At 68.4% G+C, this 24,641-nt stretch carries 24 protein-coding genes; 12 read left to right on the top strand and 12 right to left on the bottom strand.

What is annotated here, in order from left to right; genetic code table 11:
- The first annotated feature begins 12 nt into the window (after positions 1 to 12).
- From ftsA to AC3A6R_RS23325, 4 genes are all read left to right on the top strand, one after another.
- A complete protein-coding gene (ftsA, locus tag AC3A6R_RS23340; RefSeq protein WP_487865723.1) occupies positions 13 to 1,242 on the top strand; it encodes a cell division protein FtsA in 1,230 nt (409 codons plus the stop codon).
- A gap of 170 nt (positions 1,243 to 1,412) precedes the next feature.
- Positions 1,413 to 2,618 carry a cell division protein FtsZ gene (gene ftsZ / locus AC3A6R_RS23335; RefSeq protein ID WP_487861699.1) on the top strand — a complete coding sequence of 402 codons (1,206 nt, stop codon included), beginning with the start codon at positions 1,413 to 1,415 and terminating at the stop codon, positions 2,616 to 2,618.
- Between the two features lie 104 nt (positions 2,619 to 2,722).
- Positions 2,723 to 3,646 carry a UDP-3-O-acyl-N-acetylglucosamine deacetylase gene (gene lpxC, locus AC3A6R_RS23330; protein ID WP_487861698.1) on the top strand — a complete coding sequence of 308 codons (924 nt, stop codon included), beginning with the start codon at positions 2,723 to 2,725 and terminating at the stop codon, positions 3,644 to 3,646.
- A gap of 18 nt (positions 3,647 to 3,664) precedes the next feature.
- Complete coding sequence (locus AC3A6R_RS23325) at positions 3,665 to 3,841, top strand: hypothetical protein (RefSeq protein WP_487861697.1); 177 nt, start codon at positions 3,665 to 3,667, stop codon at positions 3,839 to 3,841.
- Between the two features lie 4 nt (positions 3,842 to 3,845).
- On the opposite strand, the gene ruvC is transcribed toward AC3A6R_RS23325, so the two are convergent.
- The 3 genes from ruvC to AC3A6R_RS23310 are packed head-to-tail and all read right to left on the bottom strand — an operon-like array spanning position 3,846 to position 6,105.
- Entirely contained in the window at positions 3,846 to 4,394 is a 549-nt protein-coding gene (gene ruvC / locus AC3A6R_RS23320) for a crossover junction endodeoxyribonuclease RuvC (RefSeq protein ID WP_487861696.1), read from the bottom strand.
- A 15-nt stretch (positions 4,395 to 4,409) separates the two neighbouring features.
- A complete protein-coding gene (locus tag AC3A6R_RS23315; RefSeq protein WP_487865722.1) occupies positions 4,410 to 5,399 on the bottom strand; it encodes a phosphatidate cytidylyltransferase in 990 nt (329 codons plus the stop codon).
- A gap of 16 nt (positions 5,400 to 5,415) precedes the next feature.
- Positions 5,416 to 6,105 carry a lysophospholipid acyltransferase family protein gene (locus tag AC3A6R_RS23310; protein ID WP_487865721.1) on the bottom strand — a complete coding sequence of 230 codons (690 nt, stop codon included), beginning with the start codon at positions 6,103 to 6,105 and terminating at the stop codon, positions 5,416 to 5,418.
- A 6-nt stretch (positions 6,106 to 6,111) separates the two neighbouring features.
- Between AC3A6R_RS23310 and AC3A6R_RS23305 the strand changes: the two genes are divergently transcribed.
- Positions 6,112 to 6,528, top strand: coding sequence for a ribosomal maturation YjgA family protein (locus tag AC3A6R_RS23305; RefSeq protein WP_487865720.1), 417 nt, complete (start codon positions 6,112 to 6,114; stop codon positions 6,526 to 6,528).
- Here AC3A6R_RS23305 and mtgA read toward each other — a convergent pair.
- From mtgA to AC3A6R_RS23280, 5 genes are all read right to left on the bottom strand, one after another.
- Positions 6,494 to 7,237, bottom strand: coding sequence for a monofunctional biosynthetic peptidoglycan transglycosylase (gene mtgA, locus AC3A6R_RS23300; protein WP_487865719.1), 744 nt, complete (start codon positions 7,235 to 7,237; stop codon positions 6,494 to 6,496). The two genes, AC3A6R_RS23305 and mtgA, sit on opposite strands and share 35 nt — an antisense overlap.
- Complete coding sequence (gene aroE, locus AC3A6R_RS23295; RefSeq protein WP_487865718.1) at positions 7,234 to 8,082, bottom strand: shikimate dehydrogenase; 849 nt, start codon at positions 8,080 to 8,082, stop codon at positions 7,234 to 7,236. Before aroE ends, mtgA begins: the two co-directional genes overlap by 4 nt.
- Before the next feature lie 35 nt (positions 8,083 to 8,117).
- Positions 8,118 to 8,969 (bottom strand): energy transducer TonB, encoded by an 852-nt coding sequence (locus AC3A6R_RS23290; protein ID WP_487861690.1) that lies wholly within the window; start codon positions 8,967 to 8,969, stop codon positions 8,118 to 8,120.
- 93 nt (positions 8,970 to 9,062) lie between these two features.
- Positions 9,063 to 11,135, bottom strand: coding sequence for a ribonuclease catalytic domain-containing protein (locus AC3A6R_RS23285; protein ID WP_487865717.1), 2,073 nt, complete (start codon positions 11,133 to 11,135; stop codon positions 9,063 to 9,065).
- Positions 11,136 to 11,211: 76 nt separating this feature from the next.
- Entirely contained in the window at positions 11,212 to 11,805 is a 594-nt protein-coding gene (locus AC3A6R_RS23280) for a YqiA/YcfP family alpha/beta fold hydrolase (RefSeq protein ID WP_487861688.1), read from the bottom strand.
- A gap of 339 nt (positions 11,806 to 12,144) precedes the next feature.
- On the opposite strand from AC3A6R_RS23280, the gene AC3A6R_RS23275 reads away from it, so the two are divergent.
- Genes AC3A6R_RS23275 through rodA form a run of 3 tightly spaced genes read left to right on the top strand, consistent with a single transcriptional unit; the run spans position 12,145 to position 15,946 of the window.
- Positions 12,145 to 12,882 carry a response regulator gene (locus AC3A6R_RS23275; RefSeq protein ID WP_487865768.1) on the top strand — a complete coding sequence of 246 codons (738 nt, stop codon included), beginning with the start codon at positions 12,145 to 12,147 and terminating at the stop codon, positions 12,880 to 12,882.
- 17 nt (positions 12,883 to 12,899) lie between these two features.
- On the top strand, positions 12,900 to 14,759 hold the full coding sequence (locus tag AC3A6R_RS23270; RefSeq protein ID WP_487865716.1) for a sensor histidine kinase: 1,860 nt from the start codon (positions 12,900 to 12,902) through the stop codon (positions 14,757 to 14,759).
- A 32-nt stretch (positions 14,760 to 14,791) separates the two neighbouring features.
- Entirely contained in the window at positions 14,792 to 15,946 is a 1,155-nt protein-coding gene (rodA, locus tag AC3A6R_RS23265; RefSeq protein WP_487861686.1) for a rod shape-determining protein RodA, read from the top strand.
- A gap of 13 nt (positions 15,947 to 15,959) precedes the next feature.
- On the opposite strand, the gene AC3A6R_RS23260 is transcribed toward rodA, so the two are convergent.
- Complete coding sequence (locus tag AC3A6R_RS23260; RefSeq protein ID WP_487861685.1) at positions 15,960 to 17,138, bottom strand: M20 aminoacylase family protein; 1,179 nt, start codon at positions 17,136 to 17,138, stop codon at positions 15,960 to 15,962.
- 23 nt (positions 17,139 to 17,161) lie between these two features.
- Positions 17,162 to 18,157 (bottom strand): tripartite tricarboxylate transporter substrate binding protein, encoded by a 996-nt coding sequence (locus AC3A6R_RS23255; protein WP_487865715.1) that lies wholly within the window; start codon positions 18,155 to 18,157, stop codon positions 17,162 to 17,164.
- 137 nt (positions 18,158 to 18,294) lie between these two features.
- Between AC3A6R_RS23255 and AC3A6R_RS23250 the strand changes: the two genes are divergently transcribed.
- The 4 genes from AC3A6R_RS23250 to AC3A6R_RS23235 all read left to right on the top strand — a co-directional run bounded on the left by AC3A6R_RS23250 (position 18,295) and on the right by AC3A6R_RS23235 (position 22,650).
- Positions 18,295 to 19,179 carry a LysR family transcriptional regulator gene (locus tag AC3A6R_RS23250; RefSeq protein ID WP_487861683.1) on the top strand — a complete coding sequence of 295 codons (885 nt, stop codon included), beginning with the start codon at positions 18,295 to 18,297 and terminating at the stop codon, positions 19,177 to 19,179.
- A 63-nt stretch (positions 19,180 to 19,242) separates the two neighbouring features.
- Positions 19,243 to 20,703 (top strand): metalloprotease TldD, encoded by a 1,461-nt coding sequence (tldD, locus tag AC3A6R_RS23245; RefSeq protein WP_487861682.1) that lies wholly within the window; start codon positions 19,243 to 19,245, stop codon positions 20,701 to 20,703.
- 74 nt (positions 20,704 to 20,777) lie between these two features.
- Positions 20,778 to 21,305, top strand: a complete 528-nt coding sequence (locus AC3A6R_RS23240) for a PH domain-containing protein (RefSeq protein WP_487861681.1) — start codon at positions 20,778 to 20,780, stop codon at positions 21,303 to 21,305.
- 226 nt (positions 21,306 to 21,531) lie between these two features.
- Entirely contained in the window at positions 21,532 to 22,650 is a 1,119-nt protein-coding gene (locus tag AC3A6R_RS23235) for a 3-deoxy-7-phosphoheptulonate synthase (protein ID WP_487861680.1), read from the top strand.
- Between the two features lie 56 nt (positions 22,651 to 22,706).
- On the opposite strand, the gene AC3A6R_RS23230 is transcribed toward AC3A6R_RS23235, so the two are convergent.
- Positions 22,707 to 23,213, bottom strand: coding sequence for a cupin domain-containing protein (locus AC3A6R_RS23230; RefSeq protein WP_487865714.1), 507 nt, complete (start codon positions 23,211 to 23,213; stop codon positions 22,707 to 22,709).
- Positions 23,214 to 23,222: 9 nt separating this feature from the next.
- A complete protein-coding gene (gene mpl / locus AC3A6R_RS23225) occupies positions 23,223 to 24,632 on the bottom strand; it encodes a UDP-N-acetylmuramate:L-alanyl-gamma-D-glutamyl-meso-diaminopimelate ligase (protein WP_487865713.1) in 1,410 nt (469 codons plus the stop codon).
- Positions 24,633 to 24,641 lie beyond the last annotated feature (9 nt).

Raw genomic sequence — 24,641 nt, 5'->3', positions numbered from 1 at the left:
GGACATCATTCAATGCCCAAAGAATACAAAGACCTGGTTGTCGGACTCGACATCGGAACCGCCAAAGTGATGGTGGTCGTGGCCGAGGTGCTGGCCGGCGGCGCGCTCAAGCTCGCGGGGCTGGGCATTGCGCCCAGCAACGGGCTGAAGCGCGGCGTGGTGGTGAACATCGACGCCACGGTGCAGAGCATCCAGCAGGCGCTGAAGGAGGCCGAGTTCATGGCCGACTGCAAGATCAGCCGCGTCTACACCGGCATCACCGGCAGCCACATCCGCGGCATCAATTCGAGTGGCATGGTCGCGGTGAAGGACAAGGAGGTCACGCCGGCCGATGTGGCCCGCGTGGTCGAGACCGCGCGCGCCATCAACATCTCGAGCGACCAGCGCCTCCTGCTCGTGGAGCCGCAGGAGTTCGTGATCGACGGCCAGGACGTGAAGGAGCCGATCGGCATGAGCGGCATGCGGCTCGAGGCCAAGGTGCACATCGTGACCGGCGCGCAGAGCGCGGCCGAGAACATCATCAAGTGCGTGCGCCGCTGCGGCCTCGAGGTCGACCAGCTGATGCTGAACCCGCTGGCCTCGAGCCAGGCGGTGCTGACCGAAGACGAGCGCGAGCTCGGCGTGGTGCTGGTCGACATCGGCGCGGGCACCACCGACGTCGCGATCTTCACCAACGGCGCGATCCGCCACACGGCCGTGATCCCGATCGCGGGCGACCTGATCACGAGCGACATCGCGATGGCCCTGCGCACGCCGACCAAGGACGCGGAAGACATCAAGGTCGAGCACGGCTATGCCAAGCAGCTGCTTGCCGACCCCGACACGCAGGTCGAGGTGCCTGGCCTGGGCGACCGCGGCCCGCGCATGCTGAGCAAGCAGGCGCTGGCCGGCGTGATCGAGCCGCGCATCGAGGAGATCTTCTCGCTCGTGCAGCAGGTGGTGCGCGAGTCGGGCTACGAAGAGGTGCTGTCTTCGGGCGTGGTGCTCACGGGCGGCAGCGCGGTGATGCCGGGCATGGTCGAACTCGGCGAGGACATCTTCCTGAAACCCGTGCGACGCGGCATCCCGAAGTACTCGAGCGCGCTGTCGGACATGGTCGCGCAGCCCCGCGCCGCCACCGTGATGGGCCTGCTCGAAGAAGCGCGCTTCGCACGCATGCGCGGCTTCAAGGTCGCGCAGAAGAACGGATCCGTAAAGACTGCGTTCGGACGTTTCAAGGACTTCATCGTGGGGAACTTCTGACCATGAACCACTCCCCACTCTGGCTCGCACGCGGAAGTCCGCCGTTGCATTTCAACGAGCGATGGCGGCGCACCGGTCCACCACCTCGACGACGGTCGCGTTGATCTCGTCAGGACACCAGAAAAAATTCACAGATACACAACGGCAACTGCAAATTCAAGGAGTTAGAAATGGCCATCGAAATGATCGAAGTCGAAGAATTCAACCAAGGCACTCAGATCAAGGTGATCGGTGTGGGCGGCGGCGGCGGCAATGCGGTCGCGCACATGATGGAGCGTGGCGTGCAGGGCGTTCAGTTCGTCTGCGCCAACACCGACGCGCAGGCGCTCCAGCGCAGCAACGCGCACAAGATCATCCAGCTCGGCGTCAGCGGCCTGGGTGCGGGCAGCAAGCCCGAGAAGGGCCGTGATGCGGCCGAGGCTGCGGTGGACGACATCCGCGCAGCCATCGACGGTGCGCACATGCTCTTCATCACGGCCGGCATGGGCGGCGGCACCGGCACCGGCGCGGCTCCCGTGATCGCGCGCGTCGCGAAGGAAATGGGCATCCTGACCGTCGGCGTCGTGACCAAGCCCTTCGACTGGGAGGGCGGGCGCCGCATGACCAACGCCGACACCGGCCTGGCCGAGCTCGAAGCGAACGTCGATTCGCTGATCGTGGTGCTCAACGAGAAGCTGCTCGACGTGCTGGGCGAGGACATCACGCAGGAAGAGGCCTTCGCGCATGCCAACGACGTGCTCAAGAACGCGGTCGGCGGCATCTCGGAAATCATCAACGAGTACGGCGGCGTGAACGTCGACTTCGAAGACGTTCGCACCGTGATGGGCGAACCGGGCAAGGCGATGATGGGCACGGCCGCCGCGGCCGGCCCCGACCGCGCGCGCATCGCTGCCGAGCAGGCCGTGGCCTGCCCGCTGCTCGAAGGCATCGACCTGTCGGGTGCCAAGGGCGTGCTGGTGCTGGTGACCGCATCGAAGGGTTCGCTCAAGCTCAACGAGTCCAAGCTCGCGATGAACACCATCCGCGCCTATGCCTCGCCGGACGCGCACGTCATCTACGGCGCCGCCTACGACGAAAGCCTGGGCGACCAGATGCGCGTGACCGTGGTGGCCACCGGCCTGTCGCGCGCCGACGCACGCCGCCAGGCACCGACGCTCGAAGTCATCCGCACCGGCACCGACAACATCCCGTTCAACGTGCCCACCGTGGGCGGCACGGGCCACGCCGGCATGGGCCAGCCGAACTACGACGGCATGGCCGTGCCGAGCGTCTGGCGCACCAACCGCACCATGGCCGCGGCCAAGGTGGACGCGCTCTCGTCGGGCGGCATGGACGATTTCGAGATCCCGGCCTTCCTGCGTCGCCAGGCCGACTGACAATGCCTCGCCCCTTCGGGGGCGAGCGCATACAACCTATGTCTATCGGTGCCATAGCGAAGGGCATGGCCCGCCCTCGCCGTGGCGCGCCTAAAATCCTGGGCGTGCTGCAACAACGAACCCTCAAGTCGATCAGCCGCGCCGTGGGCGTGGGGCTTCACAGCGGCCAGCGCGTGGAGCTGACGCTGCGGCCGGCGCCGGCCGACACCGGCATCGTCTTCAGGCGCGTCGACCTGCCCGAGCCGGTCGATATCCGCATGACCGCCGAGGCGGTGACCGACACGCGGCTCGCCTCCACCGTGTCGACCGGCGGCGCGAAGGTGCAGACCGTCGAGCACCTGATGTCGGCCTGCGCGGGCCTGGGCATCGACAACCTCTACATCGACATCACGGCCGACGAAGTGCCGATCCTCGACGGGTCGGCCTCGTCGTTCGTGTTCCTGCTGCAGAGCGCGGGCATCGAGTTGCAGAAGGCGCCGCGCCATTTCATCCGCGTGACCCGCAAGGTCGAGGTGCGCGAAGGCGAGGGCGCCAACGAGAAGTGGGCGAGCCTGGAGCCGTACCACGGCTACAAGCTGAGCTTCGAGATCGACTTCGACCACCGCGTGGTCAACTCGACCGGCCAGCGCGTCGAGTTCGATCTCGGCACCGGTTCCTACAGCCGCGACATCGCGCGCGCGCGCACCTTCGGCTTCACCAAGGAAGTCGAGTACATGCGCAGCAAGGGCCTTGCGCTCGGTGGCGGGCTCGACAACGCCATCGTCATGGACGACACCAAGGTGCTCAATGCGGGCGGGCTGCGCTACGACGACGAGTTCGTGAAGCACAAGATCCTCGATGCCATGGGCGACCTGTACATCATCGGCAAGCCGCTGCTCGCGGCCTACAAGGCGTTCCGCTCGGGCCATGCGCTCAACAACAAGCTGCTGCGCGAGCTGCTCGCCAACGAGGACGCCTACGAGGTCGTGACCTTCGAGGACGAGAAGCGCGCACCGCGCGGCTTCGGCGAAGTGGCGCGGGCCTGGTAGGCCGGCCGCGTTCAACCCATGCTTCTGTTTCGCTGGGCCATCCTGTTTCTGCTGCTGGTGGCGGGCGTGAGCTTTGCCTTCTATGCGGGCACCGGGCAGGTCAAGTACCGGCGCTTCGGGTGGATCGTCCTGAAGTGGACGCTGCTTGCCGCGCTGGGCTTCTTCGCGGTGCTGATCGCCGAGCGCGTCGCCTGATCGATTATCTCGAGCGTCCTTGTCGGTAGGCGCTCGCGTGCGTCGTCGACAGCTGCGCGGCCTCGGCCAGCCGTGCCATCGAGCGCCCCACCTGTGCATGCGTGATCGCGATGCCCAGCGCATCGGCGGCATCGGCGCCGGGCAGCCCCGGCAGTTCGAGCAGGCGCTTGACCATTTCCTGCACCTGCGCCTTGGCCGCCTGGCCATGGCCGGCCACGGCCTTCTTCATCTGCAGCGCCGTGTATTCGGCCACCGAGAGGTTGCTGTTCACGAGCGAAGTCACGCAGGCGCCGCGTGCCTGACCGAGCAGCAGCGTCGATTGCGGGTTGACGTTGACGAAGATGATCTCGACCGCCGAGGCGTCGGGCTGGTAGCGCGCCGCGATCTCCGCCACGCCGTCGAACAGCACCTTGAGCCGTGCCGGCAGGTTGCCGCTGCCGAGATGGCGCGTGCTGATGGTGCCGCTCGCCACGTAGCGCAGCGCATGGCCGTCCGCATCGACCACGCCGAAGCCGGTGGTGAGGAGGCCGGGGTCGATGCCGAGGATGCGCATGTCAATGGCGCCCTTTCAGGCGTTGAAGTACCAGCGAATGGAGTGGAAGAAGATCGGCGCGGCGAAGCACAGCGCGTCGACACGGTCCAGCAGGCCGTTCGCGCCCGTCACGCCGACGCCCTTTTTGCCCCAGTTGGGAATGCCGCGGTCGCGCTTGAGCGCCTTCATCACGAGGTGGCCCATCGATCCCGCGATGCAGGCGATGACGGACACCGCGAGCGCCTGTCCGAACTTGAACGGCGTGATGAAGGAGAACAACGCGCCCGCGAGGCTTGCCACCGCGATGCCGATGCCCCAGCTGGTCCAGTTGAAGCTGCGGCTCACGTTGGGCGCGAAGGGTGGGCGCTGCGTGCGGCGCGAGATCACGTGCTGCACCAGCACCGAGGTCTGCACCACGAACACCAGGAAGAACACGAGGAAGGCGCTCTTGCCCTCGTAGCCCGGAAAGCTCAGCAGCAGCAACGCCGGAACATGGCTCATGCCGTAGACGCAGACCATGATGCCCCACTGCAGCTTGGCATTGCGCTCGAGGAAATGGCTCGGGTCGTCGGCCAGCGCGCTCGCGACAGGAATCGCGAAGAAGACGTACACCGGGATGAAGACCGTGAACAGGTCGAAGCGCGCAGTGGCGACGAGCCAGAACTGGATCGGCAGCACCACGAAGAAGGCCAGGATGAGGCTGCGGTGGTCGCCGCGCCGGGTGGGCGAGAGCGTGATGAACTCACGCAGCGCAAAGAAGGCGATGAGCGCGAACAGCACCGTGGCGACCGTCTCGCCGAGCGCCCAGCCGATCCAGAACACCACCGCCATGAACCAGGTGGTGCCGAGCAGCTTGCGGTAGTGCGCAAGCCCGGCCTGCCAGGCGGCGTCGTGCACCGGATTGCGGCGCTCTTTGAAGCTCAGAAGGAAGGCCGCGGTGCTCACCACCACGAGCAACCCGAAGACGATGAGGAAGAGAGCGGCGACCTGCTGGGTCGGGTCGAGGCTGCGCAGGAACTGATTCATGGCGGGCTGCTGATGCTCAAACGTCGCGCAGCGCGATCACCGCGGCGCGCGCGCGGTCGAGGAAGGGGCGGCGCTCTTCGCCGGGCTCCACGTGCAGCGGCGCGCCGAAGGTGACCGAGCAGAGGATCGGTACCGGCACGATCTCGCCCTTGGGCATGACGCGCTGCACGTTGTCGATCCAGGCGGGCACGAGCACCACCTCGGGAAACATCGTCGCGAGGGTGTAGAGGCCCGATTTGAACTTTTGCGGCTCGCCCGTGTGCCCGCGCGTTCCCTCGGGAAAGATGATGATCGAGTCGCCGCTCTTGAGTGCCTCGATGAGTGGCGAGAGCGGGGCGAGCGGATCGGGTGCGGGCACCGCATCGCCCGGCGCATCGCCCGCCGCGGTGGCCACGGGTTCGGCCAGCAGAGCCCCGGCCGGCGCGCTGGCAGCGCGCTCCACGTAGACCGCGTTGAAGACCTCGGTCGTGATCCAGCGCTTGACCGGCGTGTTGGCCCAGTAGTCGCGCGCCGCGATTGGCCGCGTGATGCTGCGCAGCTCTTCGGGCAGCGCGGCCCAGATCATCACGAGATCGGCGTGGCTCTGGTGGTTGGCGAAATAGATGCGCTGCTCGGCCTTGGGCGGGCAGCCGTACCAGCGCGCCTGGGCCCCGGTGAGCAAGCGCACCACGCCCAACAGCAACCATCCCACGAGCTTCGCCAGCATCACGCGATGATACGGGCCATGCGATGGCGTTTCGATCCTGTTTCACTGGCCGGGGCCGCAGCCCTGCTCGTCGTGCTTTTGTTGCTCGCCACGGTGGGTGCGCGCTGGGGCTGGGTGCGCAGCTTCCTGGGCGACGTGCTCGCGGTGGCCTGGGTGTACCTGCTGCTCAAGGCCTTCGTCGGTGCGCGGGTGCTGCCGCTCGCGTTCGCTGCGTTCGGCGTGGGACTGCTGGTCGAGCTGGGCCAGTATCTGGCTGCGGCATGGCAGCTGCAGATTCCCAACCGCGCGCTGCGCATCGTGCTCGGTGCCACGGCCGACATGTGGGACGTGCTGGCGTATGCGATCGGCTTCGCCGCGGTGCTCGCGGCGGAGCGCCTGGCCGGCGCGTTCAGGGCAGCTCGGCCGCCGGCATCCGCGCCATGATGGTCGAGGCGCGGCTGCTCAGGTAGCCCGATCCGAGCCGGCGCTCGAAGAACTTGGGGCTCGGCAGCATCACGGCGAGGCGGGCCGATTCGGCCGCACTCAGCCGCGCTGCGGGCTTCTTGAAGTAGTACTGCGCCGCGGCCTCGGCACCGAACAGGCCTTCACCCCATTCGACGTTGTTGAGGTAGATCTCGAGGATGCGCTCCTTGTCGAGCAGCGCCTCGAGCGTCATCGCGAGGACCAGTTCCTGGCCCTTGCGCAGCAGCGTGCGCTCGCCCGAGAGCAGCAGGTTCTTGGCCAGCTGCTGGGTGATGGTCGAGCCGCCACGCAGTTGCACCGGCCGCACCGGCTTGCCGCGCGCACGGGCCCGCGCGGCCCGCTTGGCGGCGAGTTCCTCGGCCTTGGCATTGCGCTGCCGCGCGCGCTCGATGGCTTCCCATTCGACGCCGTTGTGGTCGATGAAGTCGGCGTCCTCGCTCGCGATCACCGCGCGCTTGAGGTTGTCGCTGATCTCCGCATAGGGCACCCACTCCTGGCGCCAGGCGCCCTTGCTGCCTTGTGCGAGCGCGAGCTGCCAAGCCTCGGAGCGCTGGAACGTGGTGCTCTGCGGATCGACGACCACCATCGCCGCGATGCGCAGCACGAAGAAAATCTCGAGCGCCACGCCCGCGACCACGAGACACGCGAGCAAGCGGAAGAAGGCTTTCATCCGAGCTCTGCGCGCAGTTCGGCGAGAACCTGCGCGGCCGGCGGGCGCACCCCGCGCCACAACGCGAAAGCCTCGGCCGCCTGTTCGACCAGCATGCCGAGCCCGTCGCGACCGACGGCGCCGTGCGCTTCGGCCCAGGCCATGAAGCCCGCGGCCGCCGGCCCGTACATCAGGTCGACGGCCAGCGCCCCGGGGCGCAGCACTTCGGCGCGCACCGGCACCGCATCGCCCGCAAGGCTCGAGGCGGTGGCATTGACCACGACGTCGAAGTCGCCCGGCACCGCGTCGAGCGGCCAGGCTTCGAGCGCCGCGCCGTGGCCGAGCGCGAGCGCCGCATGGCGCTGCACCAGCGCCATGGCGCGGCCCATGGTGCGGTTGGCGACCACCAGGCGCGACACGCCGGCGTCGAGCAGCGGTCCGAGCACGCCCGCGGCCGCGCCGCCCGCGCCGATCAGGAGCACCGCCCGCCCTGCGAGCGGCACCGCCGCGTTCTGCACGATGTCGTTGACTAGGCCGATGCCGTCGGTGTTGTCGGCATGGATGCTGCCGTCTTCGTCGAAGCGCAGCGTGTTCACCGCCTGCGCGAGCACCGCTCGCTCGCTCGTGTGCTGCGCCAGCGTGGCGGCATCGAACTTGAACGGCACGGTGACGTTGCAGCCGCGCGCCACGTCGCCGCGCTCGGCGGCCTCGCGCCGGAAGGCGGCAACGCCCTCGGCGAAGGCGCCGACCGGCACCAGCCGGCGACCATAGTCGAGCTGCTGTGCGCAGAGTTCGGCAAAGCGGGCGTGGATGCGGGGCGAGCGGCTGTGCTCGACGGGGTTGCCCATGACGCAGTACAGGTCCATGGCGTGGCGCTTCGTTGTGGCTGTTGTGGTTGCTGCTATTGCGACGAGAGCTCGATCGTCTCGTCGCGCGTGAACTTGAAGCGTGACTGCAGCACGATCTGGTCGGTCTGCCGGCGCATTGCATCGGTGAACTTGCCGAAGTTGCCGATGCTGTGCACGATGGCCTTCGCGCGGCGGTCGAGCGTGGTGTCGCCCGAGCTTTCGTCGACCACGGTGTCGAGCAGCTTGCCGTCGTGGTTGATGGTGATGGTCATCTTGAGCTCGCCGTAGAGCTTCTTGCCGGCGGCCGTGGGAAAGTTCTCGGTGCCCCGCACCTCGATGCGGCGGCGCAGCGTGTCGACATAGGTTGCGTACGCTACCTCGCGGGTCGAGGGGCTCAGGTAGCGCTTCTTGGGCCGCGCGTTCTCTTCGTTCACCCGCCGCTCGATCTCGGCCAGCAGCGCCACGAGCTGGCGGCGCTTTTCTTCTTGCGCGACCGATTCCTTCGGGTTGCCCGAGGCGCGCGGGTCGGGCGCGGGCATGGCGGCCAGGTCGCGCTTGAGCTGGGTGAGCAGCTGCATCTGCTGCGCCTGCATGGCCTCCATCTGGCGGCGCGCCTCTTCCATCGAATCGCCCACGGCGGTGAAGCTCGAGGGCGGCAGCGGGCTGGTGGCGCGCCCGCGTTCGAGGTCGCCACCGCCCGCGAGCGTGGCCTGCGCCATCACACGTGCAGAGGGGTCGGGCTTGTCGTTGGTCTTGCTGTTGACGAGGATCACCTCGAGCGGCGTCTCGCTGAAGGCCCGGTTGAACGCCTCGGGATCGACGAAGCGCACCGCCAACAGCGCTGCATGCGCGATGACCGATACGCCGAGCGCGATCTGCAGCGTACTCAGGTCCTTCAGGTTCATCGACGCTCCTCCACGCTCATTGGCGCACCCTTGGCGCTGCGCGCCTTTCCGCCAAGCGGGAGCGAGCTTGCTTGGGGCGGCCCGGCGCGGCGCTCATGCAGGCGTGTTCTCGGGCGGGGCCTGCTCGCCGTCGGCCAGGTCGACCGCGATGGCGATCGGGCCGGCCACCTCTGGCGCATCGTCGTCGCTGGCTTCTTCTTCCGTTGCCGCGGCATCGCCCTCCGGGGCATCGAGGCGCTCGAGCACCGTGCCGTGCACGTCGAGCGCGATCTCATCGATCTCGCCGAGCTTCACACGCACTCGCGCGCCGCGCTCCTGCTGGCCCGCGACGGGAAACACCAGCGGCAGCGTGTCGGCGCGCACCAGCGCACCGTTCGGAATGTCCTTGATGACGGTCGCCACGACCTCGGTGATGCCCTGCTGCTCGATGTACTTGAGCGTCCAGAAGCGCTCCATGCCGCCCTGGTAGGCGTTGTAGGTCGCATAGGCCGCGTCGAAGCCCGACAGGATCGAGAACAGGTCGGCATCCTTGGGCTTGAACGGCGCCGCGAGCGCGGCAGTGTTGCCGTGGCGCGCGGCCGCGATGATCTGCCACTGGTTCACCAGGTCGGTGTAGCGGCGCAGCGGCGAGGTGCTCCAGGCGTAGCTCTTCACGCCCAGCCCCGCATGCGGGAGGGCCCGCGTGCCCATGCGCACCTTGATGCCCGGCGCCAGGCTGGCCTGGCTGCGGTAGAGCCCGGGCACGCCGAGCTCGCCGAGCCAGCCGCCCCATGTGCTGTTGGCCAGGATCATGGCCTCGGACACGATCAGGTCGAGCGGCGCGCCGCGCTGGCGCGTGGTGATCTGCACCTGTTCGCTGCCGTCCGGCTCGCCGTCGTTGCCCACGAGGCGGAAGTTGTAGTCGGGCCGGTTGAAGTTCTCGGGCTTGCCGCGCACCACTTCGCGCTGCGCCTTGAGCTGCTTGGCAAGGCGGAACAGGAACGAGAGCGGCCCGCGCAGCCGGGTCGCGGCCTCGGCCTCGGGCACATCGCCGGGCACGAAGGACGGGTCCTCCAGCCAGGGCTGCGTGACCACGCCGTCGAGCTGGTCGTGCCGCAGGTTGGCCACGATGGCGACGCGCTCGAGCCGGGTCTCGGTCGATTGCAGTTCGAGCGTGGCTTCGTCGAACCTCGCGTAGAGCGACACCGCGGGCCGCTCGCCGCCTTCGAGCAGCGTGTAGGCATTGACCACCTCGTCCGGCAGCATGGTGATCTTGTAGCCCGGCATGTAGACGGTGGACATGCGCGTGCGCGCCACCTGGTCGATGGCGCCGCCCGGCGCGAGCGCGAGCCCGGGCGCAGCGATGTGGATGCCGACCGTGACGGTGCCGCTGCCGAGGCCCTGCACCGAGAGTGCATCGTCGATCTCGGTGGTCTGCGAATCGTCGATCGAGAACGCCTGCACGCCGTCGGCCAGCGGCAGGTCGTCGGCGATGGCCGGCGCGGCCAGCGGCGGGAAGCCGGTGCCCTTGGGAAAATTCTCGAACAGGAAGCGGCGCCAGTGGAACTGGTAGGGCGAGTCGATCGCGCCGGCGCTTGCCAGCAGCTCGAGCGGCGGGCGCTGCGTGGCGCGCGCAGCGTCGACGACGGCCTTGTATTCGGGCGCGTTCTTGTCGGGCTTGAAGAGGATCTTGTAGAGCTGCTCGCGGATCGGCGGCGGGCAGACGCCCTCGGCCAGCTGGCCGGCCCATTCGACGATCTGCGCCTGCACGACCTTCTTCTTCTCGATGGCGGCGAGCGCCTGCTGCAATATCTCGGCCGGCGCCTTCTTGAAGCGGCCCTTGCCCGCGCGGCGGAAGTAGTGCGGCGCCTCGAACAGCGCGAACAGCGCCGCGGCCTGCTGCGCGAGCGTGGGCTTGTCGCTGAAGTACTCGGACGCGAGCTCCGCGAAAGCGAACTCGCCCTCGGGCGCGAACTCCCAGGCCAGGTCGAGGTCCATCGCGGCGGCCAGCGCGCGGGCTTCGGCGATCAGCTCGGCCGGTGCCGGCTTCTCGAAACGAAGCACGATGTTGGCGCCCTTGACCTTGACGCGCTTGCCGGTGTCGAGCTCGACCTGCGCCGATGCTTCGGCCTCCGCGAGCACGCGGCCGCCGAGGTACTTGCCGGCTTCTTCAAACAATACGAACATCCGGCGATTGTCCCATGCGCAGGGGCGCGATCCTGGCTGCACAGGCCGTGGCGGCGCCCCGCAGGCGCCGGCGCGGCTACACCGGATTGATGAAGGCCATCACCTCGTCGAGGTGGCTCGCCGCGAAATCCGACAGCGCATGGTCGCCGCCCTCGATCAGCTTGATGTTGCTGTCGGGATAGCGCGCCGAGCTCTCGTGCCAGTCGAGTGCCTCGTCGCCCTTGGCGATGATCGCGAGCACGCGCTCGGGGCGGGTCAGTGCGCCGACCTCCATGGTGCGCAGTTCCTGGATGTACTCGGGCTTGAAATAGAAGTGCTCCGCCGGATCGTGCCAGTGGGTCTGGTCGCCGATGTAGCGTTCGAGGTCGCGCGCAGGATGCACGGCCGGGTTGAGCAGCACGGCGCGGCAGCGCGTCATGCCCGCGACGTAGGTGGCATAGAAGCCGCCCAGCGACGAGCCCACCACCGCCATCGACTTTCGCGGCCAGTCCGCGATGCCCTTCATCACCAGGTCGATGGCCTCGCGCGGGGACGGCGGCAACTGAGGGCACCACCACTGCAGGTTGGGGTGCGCCTGCGCCACGCGCTGCGCCATCAGCCGCGCCTTGGTGGAACGCGGCGAGGAACGGAAGCCGTGCAGGTACAGGAGGTGGGTGGTTTGCGGGTCCATGCGAGGCAGGGCTGAAGTTGGAACGTTCGACGCGGATCGGGTTGAAGGCGCAGATTGATTTTGCATGAGGTGCGTTGTTCCGAAACGGCTGTCTCGCGTGCAAAGTGCACGAAGCTGCGGGTGAATGGCAGTGGTTGTCCGAGCAGCTTGTACGCCCGATCGGCGTGTCCGGATTCGGAATCGGCTACGGTCGAATTCGAAAGTATTCAGTCTTGCGATCCAAGGGCCGTGGATGAGGCGCCAGGGCTGGTCGCGGGGCGAGTGTCGTGGCCTCGAAGTGGCCCCCGCATCCCATGAAAACGGGAGGCCGCCGTGACATTCTGCTCAGTTCTGCGGCTTATGCTCGGGGCCATGAACATTGAGGCCATGCATGCCGGAAAGACGCACCGCTGGGGTGTGTTCGTCGTCGAGGACGACAGCCGCGCGCGTGCCTTCTTCGAGGCCAGCGTGCAACGCAGCGCCAGCCTGTTCTGGCTCGGGAGCGCTGGCACGGTGCGCGAGGCCCTGGCCTGGCTGGCCGACACGGACACCATTCCCGACGTGCTGCTGGTCGACCTGGGCATGCCTGACGGCAGCGGGCTGGATGTGATCCGCCACGCGGTGGCGCGCTTCCCCGGCTGCGAGCCGCTGGTGATTTCGGTCTTCGGCGACGAAGAGAACGTGCTTTCGAGCATCGAGGCCGGCGCCGTCGGCTACATCCACAAGGATGCCGCACCGGAGGACATCGCGCAGACCATCGTCGAGATGAAGGCCGGCGCGTCGCCGATCTCGCCGATGATCGCGCGCCGGGTGCTGGCCAAGTACCGCAGCCTCCAGGCGGCCGGCGCGGTGCCCGTCGTGGTGCCCGAGGCGGCGGCCGAGCAGGGCGCACCCGGCCTTCTCTCCGTCCGCGAGCATGAGGTGCTGACGCTGATCTCCCGCGGTTTCTCCTACGCCGAGATCGCGCGGCTCAAGGGGCTCAGCGTCCACACGGTGCAGACGCACATCAAGAACCTGTACGGCAAGCTGGCGGTGCACTCGAAGAGCGAAGCCGTATTCGAAGCTACGCGCCTCGGCCTGCTGTCCCACCCGGGGTGACACGCGTGCGTTGGCGCATGTTCGGAAAGCCGGACCGCGCATGGCTGGCGCTGTGGCTCTGGTGCGCGGTCGCGCTGATGATGGCCCCGCACGCCATGTCGTCGACCGCGGCGGCGGAGGGCGTGATCGAACTTCGCCGCGGCAGCGTCGAGACGACCGTCGACGGCCTCACCCGCAGCGCGCCGCTGGAGCTGCCCTACAACTGGGACCGGCAGCATGCCGGGCGTCCGGGCCATGCCACTTTCGACTTGCCGCTCACGCTGGCGGCCGAGCCGCAATCGTCCTGGGGCATCTTCATTCCGCGCGTGGGCAACGTCTTCGAGGTCCGGCTCAACGGCATGCTGTTGCAGGCCCAGGGCGACCTCGCCCGCGGCAATGGGCCCGACCACGGAAGGGCGCCGGTCTACGTCCCCGTGGCCAGGCGCCTGCTGAAGGCCGGCGACAACCACCTGCAGGTGCGCATCCGCGCGGACAGCGCGCGCAGCGCGGGGCTTTCGCGCGTGGCCATCGGACCTGCGGCGGCGGTTCAGGGCAGCCTCTACGAGCCGGCCTTCGCCTGGCGCTTCACCGGGACCGTGCTGCTCTGTGCGTTTGCCGCGCTGGTCGGCCTCGTCGCACTGGCCCTGTGGCTCACGCAAGCCGAAACGGGCACCGGCGACGGAAGCGGAAAGCGCCGCGACGGTGTCTATTTCTGGGCGGCGGCGGCCGAATTCTGCTGGGCCCTGCAGGTGGCGGGTGGCCTGGTCGCCGAGCCGCCACTTTCTTGGCCGGCCTGGGGTGTGCTGATGGCAACGTGCCGTGCGGTGTGGGTGGCCTGCGCGCTGATGTTCTGCGGGCATTTCGCGGGCTGGTATGGCCGGCCGCGCCTGCGCTGGGTGGCCTGGGGTGCGGCGGGCGTGGTGGCAGGAACGTTCGCGGCGAGCAGCCTCTCGCTCTCCCGGGAGGAGCCATCTTGGCTGACCGGCTGGGTCGGGCTGGTCATCGGATGCGTGGGGCTGTTCGTCTGCGCCTTTGCGGTCTCGCTGGCAAAGCGGCCGAACCTGGAGCGGCTGCTGATGGCAGGTGGCGCCCTGGCCGCCCTGGGCTTCGCCTTGCGCGACTGGCTCGTGCTGCGCCTGGGCGGCGGCTATGGCGAGATCCCCTGGGTGCGTTATTCGACCGTGTTCCTCGGCATGGCGCTGCTGATGATCGTGCTGCGGCGCTTTCACGTGGCCAGTGCCCAGGCACGGAACTCGGTCGCCAGGCTGGGCGAGCAGGTGGCGCAGCGCGAGCGCGAGCTCGCCACCACCTACGCCGCACTGGAGCAGGTGGCGCGCGCCCAGGCACGCACCCAGGAGCGCGAGCTGATCCTGCGCGACATGCATGACGGCGTCGGCTCGCGCATCAGCCTGGCCATCCGGCAGCTCCAGTCCGGCCAGACGAATTCGGCCGAGCTGCTGCGCACGTTGCGCGATTCGCTCGACCAGCTCAAGCTGTCGATCGACTCCATCCACATGCCGCCGGGCGACATCGGCGCCCTGCTGGCGGCGCTGCGCTACCGGCTGGAACCGCGCCTGGCTTCCGCCGGCCTCGGCTTCGAATGGGCGGTGGACGACCTGCCCGTGCTCGAGCGGCTGGACGTTCACGCGATGCGGCAGCTGCAGTTCCTGCTGTTCGAGGCCATCTCGAACGTGATGCAGCACGCCCAGGCGACGACGCTGCGCCTCGAGGCCGAATCGGCGGCCGGCGCCGTGCGGCTGCGCGTGATCGACGACGGGAAGGGTTTCGATGCTGCCGTGGTGCCGCGAGCACTGGACGAACGCGCCGCCGGCGTTGGCGCCTCCCTGGGGGTCGAAAGCCGACCGGGGCGCACGGTCGTTCAGGTCCAAATCCACTGAGCCGCCGTGTCTGGCGCGGATAATCCGCCCCCATGTCTGCCGTGTTCAACCAGCCCTCCCTGGCGCGCCGCGTCGCGCCCATCTTCCAGGGCTTCGACGGCTTCCTGGCCTTCGCCGTGCTGCTGCTGGCCTTCGCCGGGCTGCTGACCATGTACTCCTCGGGCTTCGACCATGGCTCGCGTTTTGCCGACCACGGCCGCAACATGCTGCTGGCGGGCTTCATCATGTTCGTCGTGGCCCAGGTGCCGCCGCAGCGGCTCATGTGGTTTGCGGTGCCGCTCTATGCCGCCGGCGTGGCGCTGCTGATCGCGGTGGCGCTCTTCGGCATCACCAAGAAAGGGGCCACGCGCTGGATCAACGTCGGGGTGGTGATCCAACCCAGCGAGATCCTCAAGATCGCGATGCCGCTGATGCTGGCCTGGTGGTTCCAGCGCCGCGAAGGGCAGTTGCGGCCACTCGACTTCGTCGTGGCCACGGTGCTGCTCGCGGTGCCGGTGGGGCTGATCATGAAGCAGCCCGACCTCGGCACCTCGCTGCTGGTGCTCGCGGCCGGGCTCGCAGTGATCTTCTTCGCGGGCCTGCCGTGGAAGCTGATCGTGCCGCCGGTCGCGGTGGGTGTGGTGGCGGTGACCCTGCTCGTGGGCTTCGAGTCGCAGCTGTGCGCCGAGGGGGTGGACTGGCACGTGCTGCACAACTACCAGAAGCAGCGCGTGTGCACGCTGCTCGACCCCACCAAGGATCCGCTCGGCAAGGGCTTCCACATCATCCAGGGCATGATCGCGATCGGCTCGGGCGGGCTCGGCGGCAAGGGTTTCATGCAGGGCACCCAGACGCACCTGGAGTTCATTCCCGAGCGCACCACCGACTTCATCTTCGCGGCCTACTCCGAGGAGTTCGGCCTGTTCGGCAACCTCGCGCTGATAGCGGCGTTCATCCTGCTGATCTTCCGCGGGCTTGCGATCGCGGCCAGTGCCACCACCCTGTTCTCGCGGCTGCTCGCGGGCGCGGTCACGATGATCTTCTTCACTTACGCCTTCGTGAACATGGGCATGGTGAGCGGCATCCTGCCGGTGGTGGGCGTGCCGCTGCCGTTCATCAGCTATGGCGGCACGGCCATGGTCACGCTCGGGCTGGGGCTCGGCATCCTGATGTCGATCGCGCGGGCCAGGAAACCGGCCCAGAGCTAGGCGCCGCCCGGCATCATTCAGCCGCCAGGAAGCGCTCGGCCAGCAGCACCCAGTACGCACCGCCGAGCGCGACGTTGTCGTCGTTGAAGTCGTAGCCCGGGTTGTGGACCATGCAGGCCCCGGCGCTGTCGCCGTCGCCGTTGCCGATCAGCAGGTAGCTGCCCGGCACCTGCTCGAGCATGAACGCGAAGTCCTCGCTGCCGGTGAGCGGCGGGCCCTGCAGCGTCACGCGCTCGGCGCCCACCAGTTCGAGCGCCACCTGGCGCGCAAACTCGGTCTCGGCCGGCGTGTTGACCAGCACCGCGTAGCCCTTGCGCCATTCGATCGCGGCCTTGCAGCCGAAGCTCTCGGCCTGCGCGGCAATGACCGCCTTGACGCGCTTTTCGAGCAGCGCGCGCACCTCGCGGTCGAGCGCACGCACGCTGATCTCGAGCGTCGCACTGGCCGGGATCACGTTGTTGGCCTTGCCGGCGTGGATGGCGCCTACCGTCACCACGCCCATCTCCAGCGGGGCGACGTTGCGCGACACCACGCTCTGCAGCGCCATGACGATGCTGGCGGCCGCCACCACCGGGTCGGCCGTGCGGTGCGGCATGGCGCCGTGTCCGCCCACGCCTTCGATCACCACCGTGGCGTAGTCGGACGACGCCATGGCGGCGCCTTCGCGCAGCGAGAAGCGGCCTTGCGGCAGGCCCGGCATGTTGTGCATGGCAAACACGGCGTCGCACGGGAATTGGTCGAACAGGCCGTCGTCGATCATGCGGACCGCGCCGCCGCCGCCTTCCTCGGCCGGCTGGAAGATCACGTGCAGCGTGCCCGAGAAGCGCCCGCGCGTGGCCAGGTGGTGCGCCGCGGCCAGCAGCATCGCTGTGTGGCCGTCGTGGCCGCAGGCATGCATCACGCCATGGTGGCAACTGGCGTACGGCAGGCCCGTGGCCTCGTCGATCGGCAGCGCGTCCATGTCGGCCCGGATGCCCAGGCGCCGCGTTCCGTTGCCGCGCACCAGGCGCCCCACCAGGCCGGTGCCGCCCAGCCCCTGGGTCACCTCGTAGCCCCAGGCCTGCAGCTTTTCGGCGACCAGCGCGGCCGTGCGGTGTTCGCCGAAGGCCAGTTCGGGGTGGCGGTGGATGTCGCGGCGGATGCCGATGAATTCACCGGCGTGTTGCTGCAGGTCCTCGAGCAGGGTGCTCATGCGTTCTACCTCTTGTGTATCGATCATTGGGGCTGCAGGTTGATCGATTTTGCGATCTCCCTGTAGCGGGCGGTCTCGCTCTCGAAGAACTTCTGCGCTTCGGCCAGCGACATGGGCGCCGAGGCCAGCTGCGTCTGCGCCGCGAGCTGCGAACGTACGCCGGCATTGGCCAGCGTGGCGCCGATGGCCTTGTGCAGGCGCTGCACCACCTCTTCGGGCGTCTTGCGGGGCACCATGAAGCCGCTCCAGGTCTTGTAGTCGAAGTCCTTGAGCTCCTTGCTCTCGCTCGTCGCGGGCACGTTCTTCAGCAGTTCCGAGCGCTGCGCGCCCAGTTGCCCGATCACTTTGAGCCGGCCCTGCTCGGCCAAGGCCCCCATGGCGGCGCTGTAGACCAGCACCGCGAAGTCGACCTGGCCGCCGCCGATGTCCTGCAGCAGCGGCGCGTTGCCCTTGTAGGGCGCGTGGTTGAGCTTGATGCCGGTCTGCAGCTGCGCCTTCTCGAGCAGCAGGTGGTAGAGCGAGCCGATGCCCACGCTGCCGTAGCTCAGCGGCTGCTGCGGCGACTTGCGCGCCAGCGAGATGAGCTCGTCGACGCTGTTGGCCGGCAGGTCCTTGCGTGCCACGAACACCATCACCGCATCGGCCACCGGCGCCACCAAGCGGAAGTCCTCGGCCCGGAGCTTCACGGCCGCGTTGGCCAGCGGCGAGAGGATCACCTCGTTGGGCGAGCCCTGGAAGACATAGTAGCCGTCCGCCGGCGCGGAAAGCACCTTCTGCGCCGCGATCGCGCCGCTGGCGCCGCCGAGGTTCTCGACCATCACCTGCTGCCCGAGCGCCTGGCCGAGTGGCACGGTGAAGATGCGCGCCGTGGCATCGGACGGCCCGCCTGCAGGGTACGGAACCATCAGGCTGACCGGTTTGGCGGGATAGGGCTGCTGCGCGAGCGCCGCAGCGCCCGTGGCCGTCAGCACGCCGCAGGCAAGCAGGTCTCGCCGGCGAAGGAACAAGGACGTCGTCATGTGTCGCTTTCCGTGGGTTGGGATGCGCGCGATGGCGCAGGAGAAGAAGGGCGCCGGCGCATCGTAGGCACGGGAAAGTGCGCAGTCCAATGCATTGTTCTATGTACTAGCATGAGTTGAACTCATTACTAACGTCCATGACCCTGGTGCAGCTTCGCCACCTGATCTCGCTGGCCGCCACCGGCTCCTTCAGCGCCTCGGCCGAGGCGCTGCACCTCACGCAGCCCGCGCTCAGCCGCAGCATCCGTGCGCTCGAGGACGAACTGGGCCTGCCGCTGTTCGATCGGCTGGGGCGACGCAACGAGCTCACGCCCTTCGGCAAGCAGGTGCTCGAGCGGGCGCGGCAACTGGTGTTCGATGCCGACGAGCTGCACGGCAGCGGCCGCCTCGTCGGCGGGGCCGAAGGCGGCGAACTGCGCGTGGGCATGGGGTCGGGCCCCGGCGCGATGCTCATGACACCCTTGCTGATGCGCATGGCCGAGCGCCATCCGAAGGTCCGCGTGGTCGTGGCCCGCGGCCACACCGACCTGCTGCTGCAGGCGCTGCGCGCGCGCACACTCGACGCGCTGGTGGTGGATGCGCTGTCGCTCAGGCCGGCGCCCGACCTGAAGCTCGACACCGTGCGCGAGATGCGCGGCGTGTTCCTGTGTCGGCCCGGCCACCCGCTCGTGCGCAGGCGCCAGGGCGTCCGCTTCGCCGACGTGCAGCGCTATCCCATCGCCTCGACGCCGCTGAGCGACCAGGTAGCGGCGGCCCTGGTCGAGGCCTACGGGCCCGAGGCGCATCCGTCGTCCTGCGTCACCCTGCAGTGCGAGGAACTCCACAGCCTGGTCGAGGTGGCACGCAACAGCGACGCCGTGCTGCTCGCCATCCGCGCCGCAGCGCCCGAACTGCGCGAGCTCGACATGCGCCCCGCGCTCGCGCGCGTGGCGCGCTTCGCCGTGGTGACGCTCGCGCGGCGCACCGAGGCGCCGGCCCTGCCGATCCTGCGCGCGCTGGCCGACGAGCTGCTGCGCGACTGAGCCGGGACGCACACCCCGGCCCTTGGCCGCGTGCGGACACCGTGTGCGAGCAATAATCAGACAATGATTTCCCGCGAACCCACCATCGAGCGCCTCGCCACGGCGCAGCAGCTCCTCCTCACGCCGTTCGGCCTCGACGAATCGCACCTGGGCAAGGCCCTGGCGGAGATCAAGGCGCACCGCGTGGACGATGCCGACCTGTACTTCCAGTACACGCGCAGTGAGGGCTGGAGCCTCGAGGAGGGCATCGTCAAGACCGGCAGCTTCAGCATCGACCAGGGTGTCGGCGTGCGTGCGGTCAGCGGCGAGAAGACGGCGTTCGCCTATTCGGACGACATCTCGGAGGCGTCGCTGCTCGATGCGGCGCGCACCGTCCGGTCCATTTCGTCGGCGGGCCGCAGCGCCCGCGTGAAGACGGCGGCCCGCAAGATCGCCCCGAGCCGATCGCTCTATGGCGGCATTGATCCCATCGCCACGCTCGACAGCACGGCCAAGGTCCAGTTGCTCGAGAAGGCCGAGAAGCTCGCGCGCTCGCGCGATCCGCGCGTGGCCCAGGTCATGGCCGGCCTCGCGAGCGAATACGACGTGGTGCTCGTGGCGCGCGCCGACGGCACGCTCGCGGCCGACGTGCGGCCCCTCGTGCGCCTGTCGGTCACGGTGATCGCCGAGCAGAACGGCCGCCGCGAAATGGGTTCCGGCGGCGGCGGCGGGCGCTTCGGCCTGGCGTATTTCGACGACGAGAAGATTGCCGAATATGTCGACCAGGCCGTGAAGGCTGCGCTGACCAACCTCGACGCCCGCCCGGCGCCCGCCGGCGAGTTGACCGTGGTGCTCGGCGCGGGCTGGCCCGGCATCCTGCTGCACGAAGCCATCGGCCACGGGCTGGAGGGCGACTTCAATCGCAAGGGCTCGAGCGCGTTCGCGGGCCGCATCGGCCAACGCGTTGCGGCCAAGGGCGTGACGGTGCTCGACGACGGCACCATCGCCGACCGCCGCGGTTCGCTCAACGTCGACGATGAAGGCAATGCCAGCCAGCGCAACGTGCTCATCGAGGACGGCATCCTCAAGGGCTACATCCAGGATTCGCTCAATGCGCGCCTCATGAAGGTCAAGCCCACGGGCAACGGCCGCCGCGAGAGCTACGCGCACGTGCCGATGCCGCGCATGACCAACACCTACATGCTCGGCGGCGACAAGGACCCGAAGGAAATCGTCGCCAGCATCAAGAAAGGTCTCTACGCCACCAACTTCGGCGGCGGCCAGGTCGACATCACCAGCGGCAAGTTCGTCTTCTCGGCCAGCGAGGCCTACTGGGTCGAGAACGGCAAGATCCAGTATCCGGTCAAGGGCGCGACCATCGTGGGCAACGGCCCCGACGCACTCACCCGGGTGACCATGATCGGCAACGACATGGCGCTCGATTCGGGCGTGGGCACCTGCGGCAAGGAAGGCCAGAGCGTGCCCGTCGGCGTCGGCCAGCCGACGCTGCGCATCGATGGCCTGACCGTCGGCGGAACGGCGTAGAACTTTCGACTTCTGATAATTTTTGCTTGCAATTGTTAAGCTCCAGCACTTTTGCTGACTGAAGGAGCTTTTCGATGAGGATCAGGATCAATTCGTCCGCGGCGCTGTGGGCCGCGGCTGCTGCAGTGGTGATGGCGACGGCGGGTTGCGCCTCGCGCGGCGGTTCGGCCGAGAGCCAGGCGGCGGCACCTGCGGCCGCTCCCGCGGCGGCCCGTGGCGGTGCCAAGGCCGGCATGGATGCCCGCGGCAACGTGGTCGACTCTTCGAAGGTCGAGGCCGGCAGTGGACGCACGGTCAAGGGCCTGAACGGCTACGAAGGCGAGATCACCGGCAATCCGGCACGCAACAGCAGGTTCGCGCGCCTGCAGATCGGCATGAGCGCCAAGCAAGTCACCGACATCGCCGGCCAGCCGACTGACCAGGGCGCCTACATGACGGGCAAGGCCTGGATTCCGTTCTATTTCGGCGGCGATCGGCATCGTTTCGAGATGACCTACAAGGGCCAGGGCCGCCTGATCTTCGCGGGCGGCGGCATGGGCGATTTCAGCAGCGGCAACCTGATCTGGATCATCCACAACGCCAACGAATCGGGCTACCGGTAAAACAACACCGACCCGGCCACGCGGCCGGGTGTCTATTTTCCGTGCTACATTCGGCCCACATGTCCGCCCTCCGCGCTTATTTCTTTGCCTACTTTTGGTTCCCGGTTTCCGGCGGACGAGAGGCGAGCGCGTAAAACGCAAACGAACACCCTCCGAAACCGCCGGTGCCTTCCAAGGCCCCGGCGGTTTTTTTATGCCCTGAAGATATTCACAACAAGGAACCAACATGAGCACGAACACTGCCCCGGCCAGCGACAGCTGGTATGCGAACGTCGAAAAGACCAGCAAGACCGACGACGAACGCATCAAGGACATCAACGTGCTGCCCCCTCCCGAACACCTGATCCGCTTCTTCCCGATTCGCGGGACGCCGGTCGAAACGCTGATCGACGGCACGCGCCGCAACATCCACAACATCATGGCGGGCAAGGACGACCGGCTGCTGGTCATCATGGGGCCCTGCTCGATTCACGATCCGGCCGCCGCGCTCGACTACGCGCGCCGCCTCAAGCAGGAGCGCGAGAAGTACGCCGACTCGCTCGAGATCGTGATGCGTGTGTACTTCGAGAAGCCGCGCACCACCGTCGGCTGGAAGGGCCTGATCAACGACCCGTACCTCGACGAAAGCTACCGCATCGACGAGGGCCTGCGCATCGCGCGCCAGCTGCTCATCGACATCAACCGGCTCGGCCTGCCCGCGGGCAGCGAGTTCCTCGACGTGATCTCGCCGCAATACATCGGCGACCTGATCGCCTGGGGCGCCATCGGCGCACGCACCACCGAAAGCCAGGTGCACCGCGAGCTCGCCTCGGGCCTGTCGGCGCCGATCGGCTTCAAGAACGGCACCGACGGCAACATCCGCATCGCCACCGACGCGATCCAGGCGGCCGCCCGCGGCCATCACTTCCTCTCGGTGCACAAGAACGGCCAGGTGGCGATCGTGCAGACCAACGGGAACCGCGACTGCCACGTGATCCTGCGCGGCGGCAAGGCGCCGAACTACGACGCGGCGAGCGTCGCGGCCGCCTGCAAGGACCTCGAGGCCGCCAAGCTGCCGCCGACGCTGATGGTCGACTGCAGCCATGCCAACAGTTCCAAGCAGCACCAGAAGCAGATCGACGTGGCGAAGGACATCGCGGCGCAGATCGCCAGTGGTTCGAAGTGCGTCTTCGGCGTGATGGTCGAGAGCCATCTGCAGCCCGGCGCGCAGAAGTTCACGCCCGGCAAGGACCAGATCGCCGGCCTCGAATACGGCCAGAGCATCACCGATGCCTGCCTCGGCTGGGACGATTCGGTACAGGTGCTCGACACGCTGTCGCGCGCCGTGAAGCAGCGCCGCGGCTAGGGCCTGTTCACCTATTTACGGCGACCCCGTAAATAGGGTGAACAGGCCCTAGTCGCTCAGATCAGCGCCGCGAGCTCGGTCCAGTGATGGCGGATGGCGGCGGCCTCGTCGCCGTCGGGCGCCATCAACGAGAAGTCGGCGAAATCGAAGCCCGGGCCGACCATGCAGGCGACCAGCGCGTAGTCGCCTGACGAATGGCTTTCGATCGGCCGCGCGGCCTGCCATTGGCCCGCGGGCACCACGTGCTGGGGCCGCGTGCCGTGCACGTCGACCGGCCCGAGCCGCACATGGGCCGGCGCGGTGCGCAGTGCGGCGTCGCAGGTCCACAGCGCCAGCGGCACGCCCTCGAGATGCACCCACACTTCGTCGGACAGTACCCGGTGCCAGCGCGAATGCTGGCCGGCCTCGAGCAGGAAATAAATGCTGGTGAGCGCGCCGCGGGCCGCGCGGCCATCGGCGGGGCTCACCTGCGCGGCGGAACGGAACACCTCCCGGTACCAGCCGCCTTCGGGATGGGGCTGCAGGCCCAGCGTGTCGATCAGTTGTTTGGCGCGCGCGGTCATGGTGAATCCTCAGCCGGCGCTGCCGCGCAGGGCCTGCAGCAGCTTGTCGTGCACGCCGCCGAAGCCGCCGTTGCTCATGCAGACGATGTGGTCGCCTGGCCGCGCAGCGGCAACCAGTTGGGCCACCAGCGCGCCGACGTCGCCGGCCACGCGGGCGCTCTCGCCCATGGGGGCCAGCGCGGCGGCCGCGTCCCAGTCGAGCCCGGCGGTGTGGCAGAACGACAGGTCGGCCGACGCGAGGCTCCACGGCAGCTGCGCCGCCATCACACCAAGCTTCATCGTGTTGCTGCGCGGCTCGAAGGCCGCGAGGATGCGCTCGTTGTTCCGGCCGGCGTCGTCGAGCTTCTTGCGCAGCCCGTCGAGCGTGGTGCGGATCGCGGTGGGGTGGTGGGCAAAATCGTCGTAGACCGCGATCGCGCCGCCCGCGCGTTCGACCGTGCCGCGCAGCTCCATGCGCCGGCGCACGTTGCGGAAGCTGCCGAGCGCGCGGGCCGCGTCGGCCGGCGCCACGCCGACGTGCTCGGCGGCCACGATCGCCGCGAGTGCGTTCATCTGGTTGTGCAGGCCCGACAACGCCCATTCGACGCGGCCGACTTTCTCGCCCCGGTGCAGCACGTCGAAGGCGTCGTGCGTGCCGCGCGCCTGCCATTGCGCTTCGGCGCCTTCGCCGCCGAAGCGCGCGAGTTCGCTCCAGCAGCCCTGTGCGAGCACGCGCTCCAGGCTGTCCTCGGTGGCGTTCACCACCAGCCGGCCGGTCGCGGGGACCGTGCGCACCAGGTGATGGAACTGGCGCTCGATGGTCGCGAGGTCGTCGAAGATGTCGGCGTGGTCGAACTCGAGATTGTTGAGGATCGCAGTGCGCGGACGGTAATGGACGAACTTGCTGCGCTTGTCGAAGAAGGCGGTGTCGTACTCGTCGGCCTCGATCACGAAGGCCGGTCCCTCGCCCAGCCGGGCTGACACGCCGAAGTCGAGCGGAACCCCGCCGACCAGGAAGCCCGGCGCCTTGCCGCCCTGTTCGAGCACCCAGGCCAGCATCGAGGTCGTGGTGGTCTTGCCGTGGGTGCCGGCCACCGCGAGCACATGCCGCCCGAGCAGCACATGCTCCGCCAGCCACTGCGGCCCGCTGGTGTAGGCCTTGCCGGCATCGAGGATGGCTTCCATCAGCGGAAACTTGGGCGAGCCGTCGGCGAGCCGCGCGCGCGACACCACGTTGCCGACCACGAACATGTCGGGTGCCAGCGCCAGCTGGTCGGCACCGAAGCCTTCGATCAGGTCGATGCCCAGCGCGCGAAGCTGGTCGCTCATCGGCGGGTACACGCCGGCATCGCAGCCCGTGACCCGGTGGCCCGCCTCGCGCGCCAACGCGGCCAATCCGCCCATGAACGTGCCGCAAATGCCAAGAATGTGAATGTGCATCGACCGATT

The organism is Variovorax sp. Soil_C_19, assembly GCF_057657255.1.
This window is presented reverse-complemented; position numbering and strand designations above follow the sequence as displayed.

Coding starts and splice junctions, on each gene's coding strand:
- ftsZ (WP_487861699.1), top strand. CDS start 1,413: ATGGCCATCGAAATGATCGAAGTCGAAGAATTCAACCAAGGCACTCAG.
- AC3A6R_RS23230 (WP_487865714.1), bottom strand. CDS start 23,213: ATGACCGCGCGCGCCAAACAACTGATCGACACGCTGGGCCTGCAGCCC.
- AC3A6R_RS23315 (WP_487865722.1), bottom strand. CDS start 5,399: ATGAATCAGTTCCTGCGCAGCCTCGACCCGACCCAGCAGGTCGCCGCT.
- ruvC (WP_487861696.1), bottom strand. CDS start 4,394: ATGCGCATCCTCGGCATCGACCCCGGCCTCCTCACCACCGGCTTCGGC.
- AC3A6R_RS23305 (WP_487865720.1), top strand. CDS start 6,112: ATGATACGGGCCATGCGATGGCGTTTCGATCCTGTTTCACTGGCCGGG.
- AC3A6R_RS23310 (WP_487865721.1), bottom strand. CDS start 6,105: ATGCTGGCGAAGCTCGTGGGATGGTTGCTGTTGGGCGTGGTGCGCTTG.
- AC3A6R_RS23275 (WP_487865768.1), top strand. CDS start 12,145: ATGCTCGGGGCCATGAACATTGAGGCCATGCATGCCGGAAAGACGCAC.
- ftsA (WP_487865723.1), top strand. CDS start 13: ATGCCCAAAGAATACAAAGACCTGGTTGTCGGACTCGACATCGGAACC.
- AC3A6R_RS23280 (WP_487861688.1), bottom strand. CDS start 11,805: ATGGACCCGCAAACCACCCACCTCCTGTACCTGCACGGCTTCCGTTCC.
- AC3A6R_RS23240 (WP_487861681.1), top strand. CDS start 20,778: ATGAGGATCAGGATCAATTCGTCCGCGGCGCTGTGGGCCGCGGCTGCT.
- AC3A6R_RS23325 (WP_487861697.1), top strand. CDS start 3,665: ATGCTTCTGTTTCGCTGGGCCATCCTGTTTCTGCTGCTGGTGGCGGGC.
- mtgA (WP_487865719.1), bottom strand. CDS start 7,237: ATGAAAGCCTTCTTCCGCTTGCTCGCGTGTCTCGTGGTCGCGGGCGTG.
- AC3A6R_RS23250 (WP_487861683.1), top strand. CDS start 18,295: ATGACCCTGGTGCAGCTTCGCCACCTGATCTCGCTGGCCGCCACCGGC.
- AC3A6R_RS23235 (WP_487861680.1), top strand. CDS start 21,532: ATGAGCACGAACACTGCCCCGGCCAGCGACAGCTGGTATGCGAACGTC.
- aroE (WP_487865718.1), bottom strand. CDS start 8,082: ATGGACCTGTACTGCGTCATGGGCAACCCCGTCGAGCACAGCCGCTCG.
- AC3A6R_RS23260 (WP_487861685.1), bottom strand. CDS start 17,138: ATGAGCACCCTGCTCGAGGACCTGCAGCAACACGCCGGTGAATTCATC.
- mpl (WP_487865713.1), bottom strand. CDS start 24,632: ATGCACATTCACATTCTTGGCATTTGCGGCACGTTCATGGGCGGATTG.
- AC3A6R_RS23285 (WP_487865717.1), bottom strand. CDS start 11,135: ATGTTCGTATTGTTTGAAGAAGCCGGCAAGTACCTCGGCGGCCGCGTG.
- AC3A6R_RS23255 (WP_487865715.1), bottom strand. CDS start 18,157: ATGACGACGTCCTTGTTCCTTCGCCGGCGAGACCTGCTTGCCTGCGGC.
- tldD (WP_487861682.1), top strand. CDS start 19,243: ATGATTTCCCGCGAACCCACCATCGAGCGCCTCGCCACGGCGCAGCAG.
- AC3A6R_RS23270 (WP_487865716.1), top strand. CDS start 12,900: ATGTTCGGAAAGCCGGACCGCGCATGGCTGGCGCTGTGGCTCTGGTGC.
- AC3A6R_RS23290 (WP_487861690.1), bottom strand. CDS start 8,969: ATGAACCTGAAGGACCTGAGTACGCTGCAGATCGCGCTCGGCGTATCG.
- rodA (WP_487861686.1), top strand. CDS start 14,792: ATGTCTGCCGTGTTCAACCAGCCCTCCCTGGCGCGCCGCGTCGCGCCC.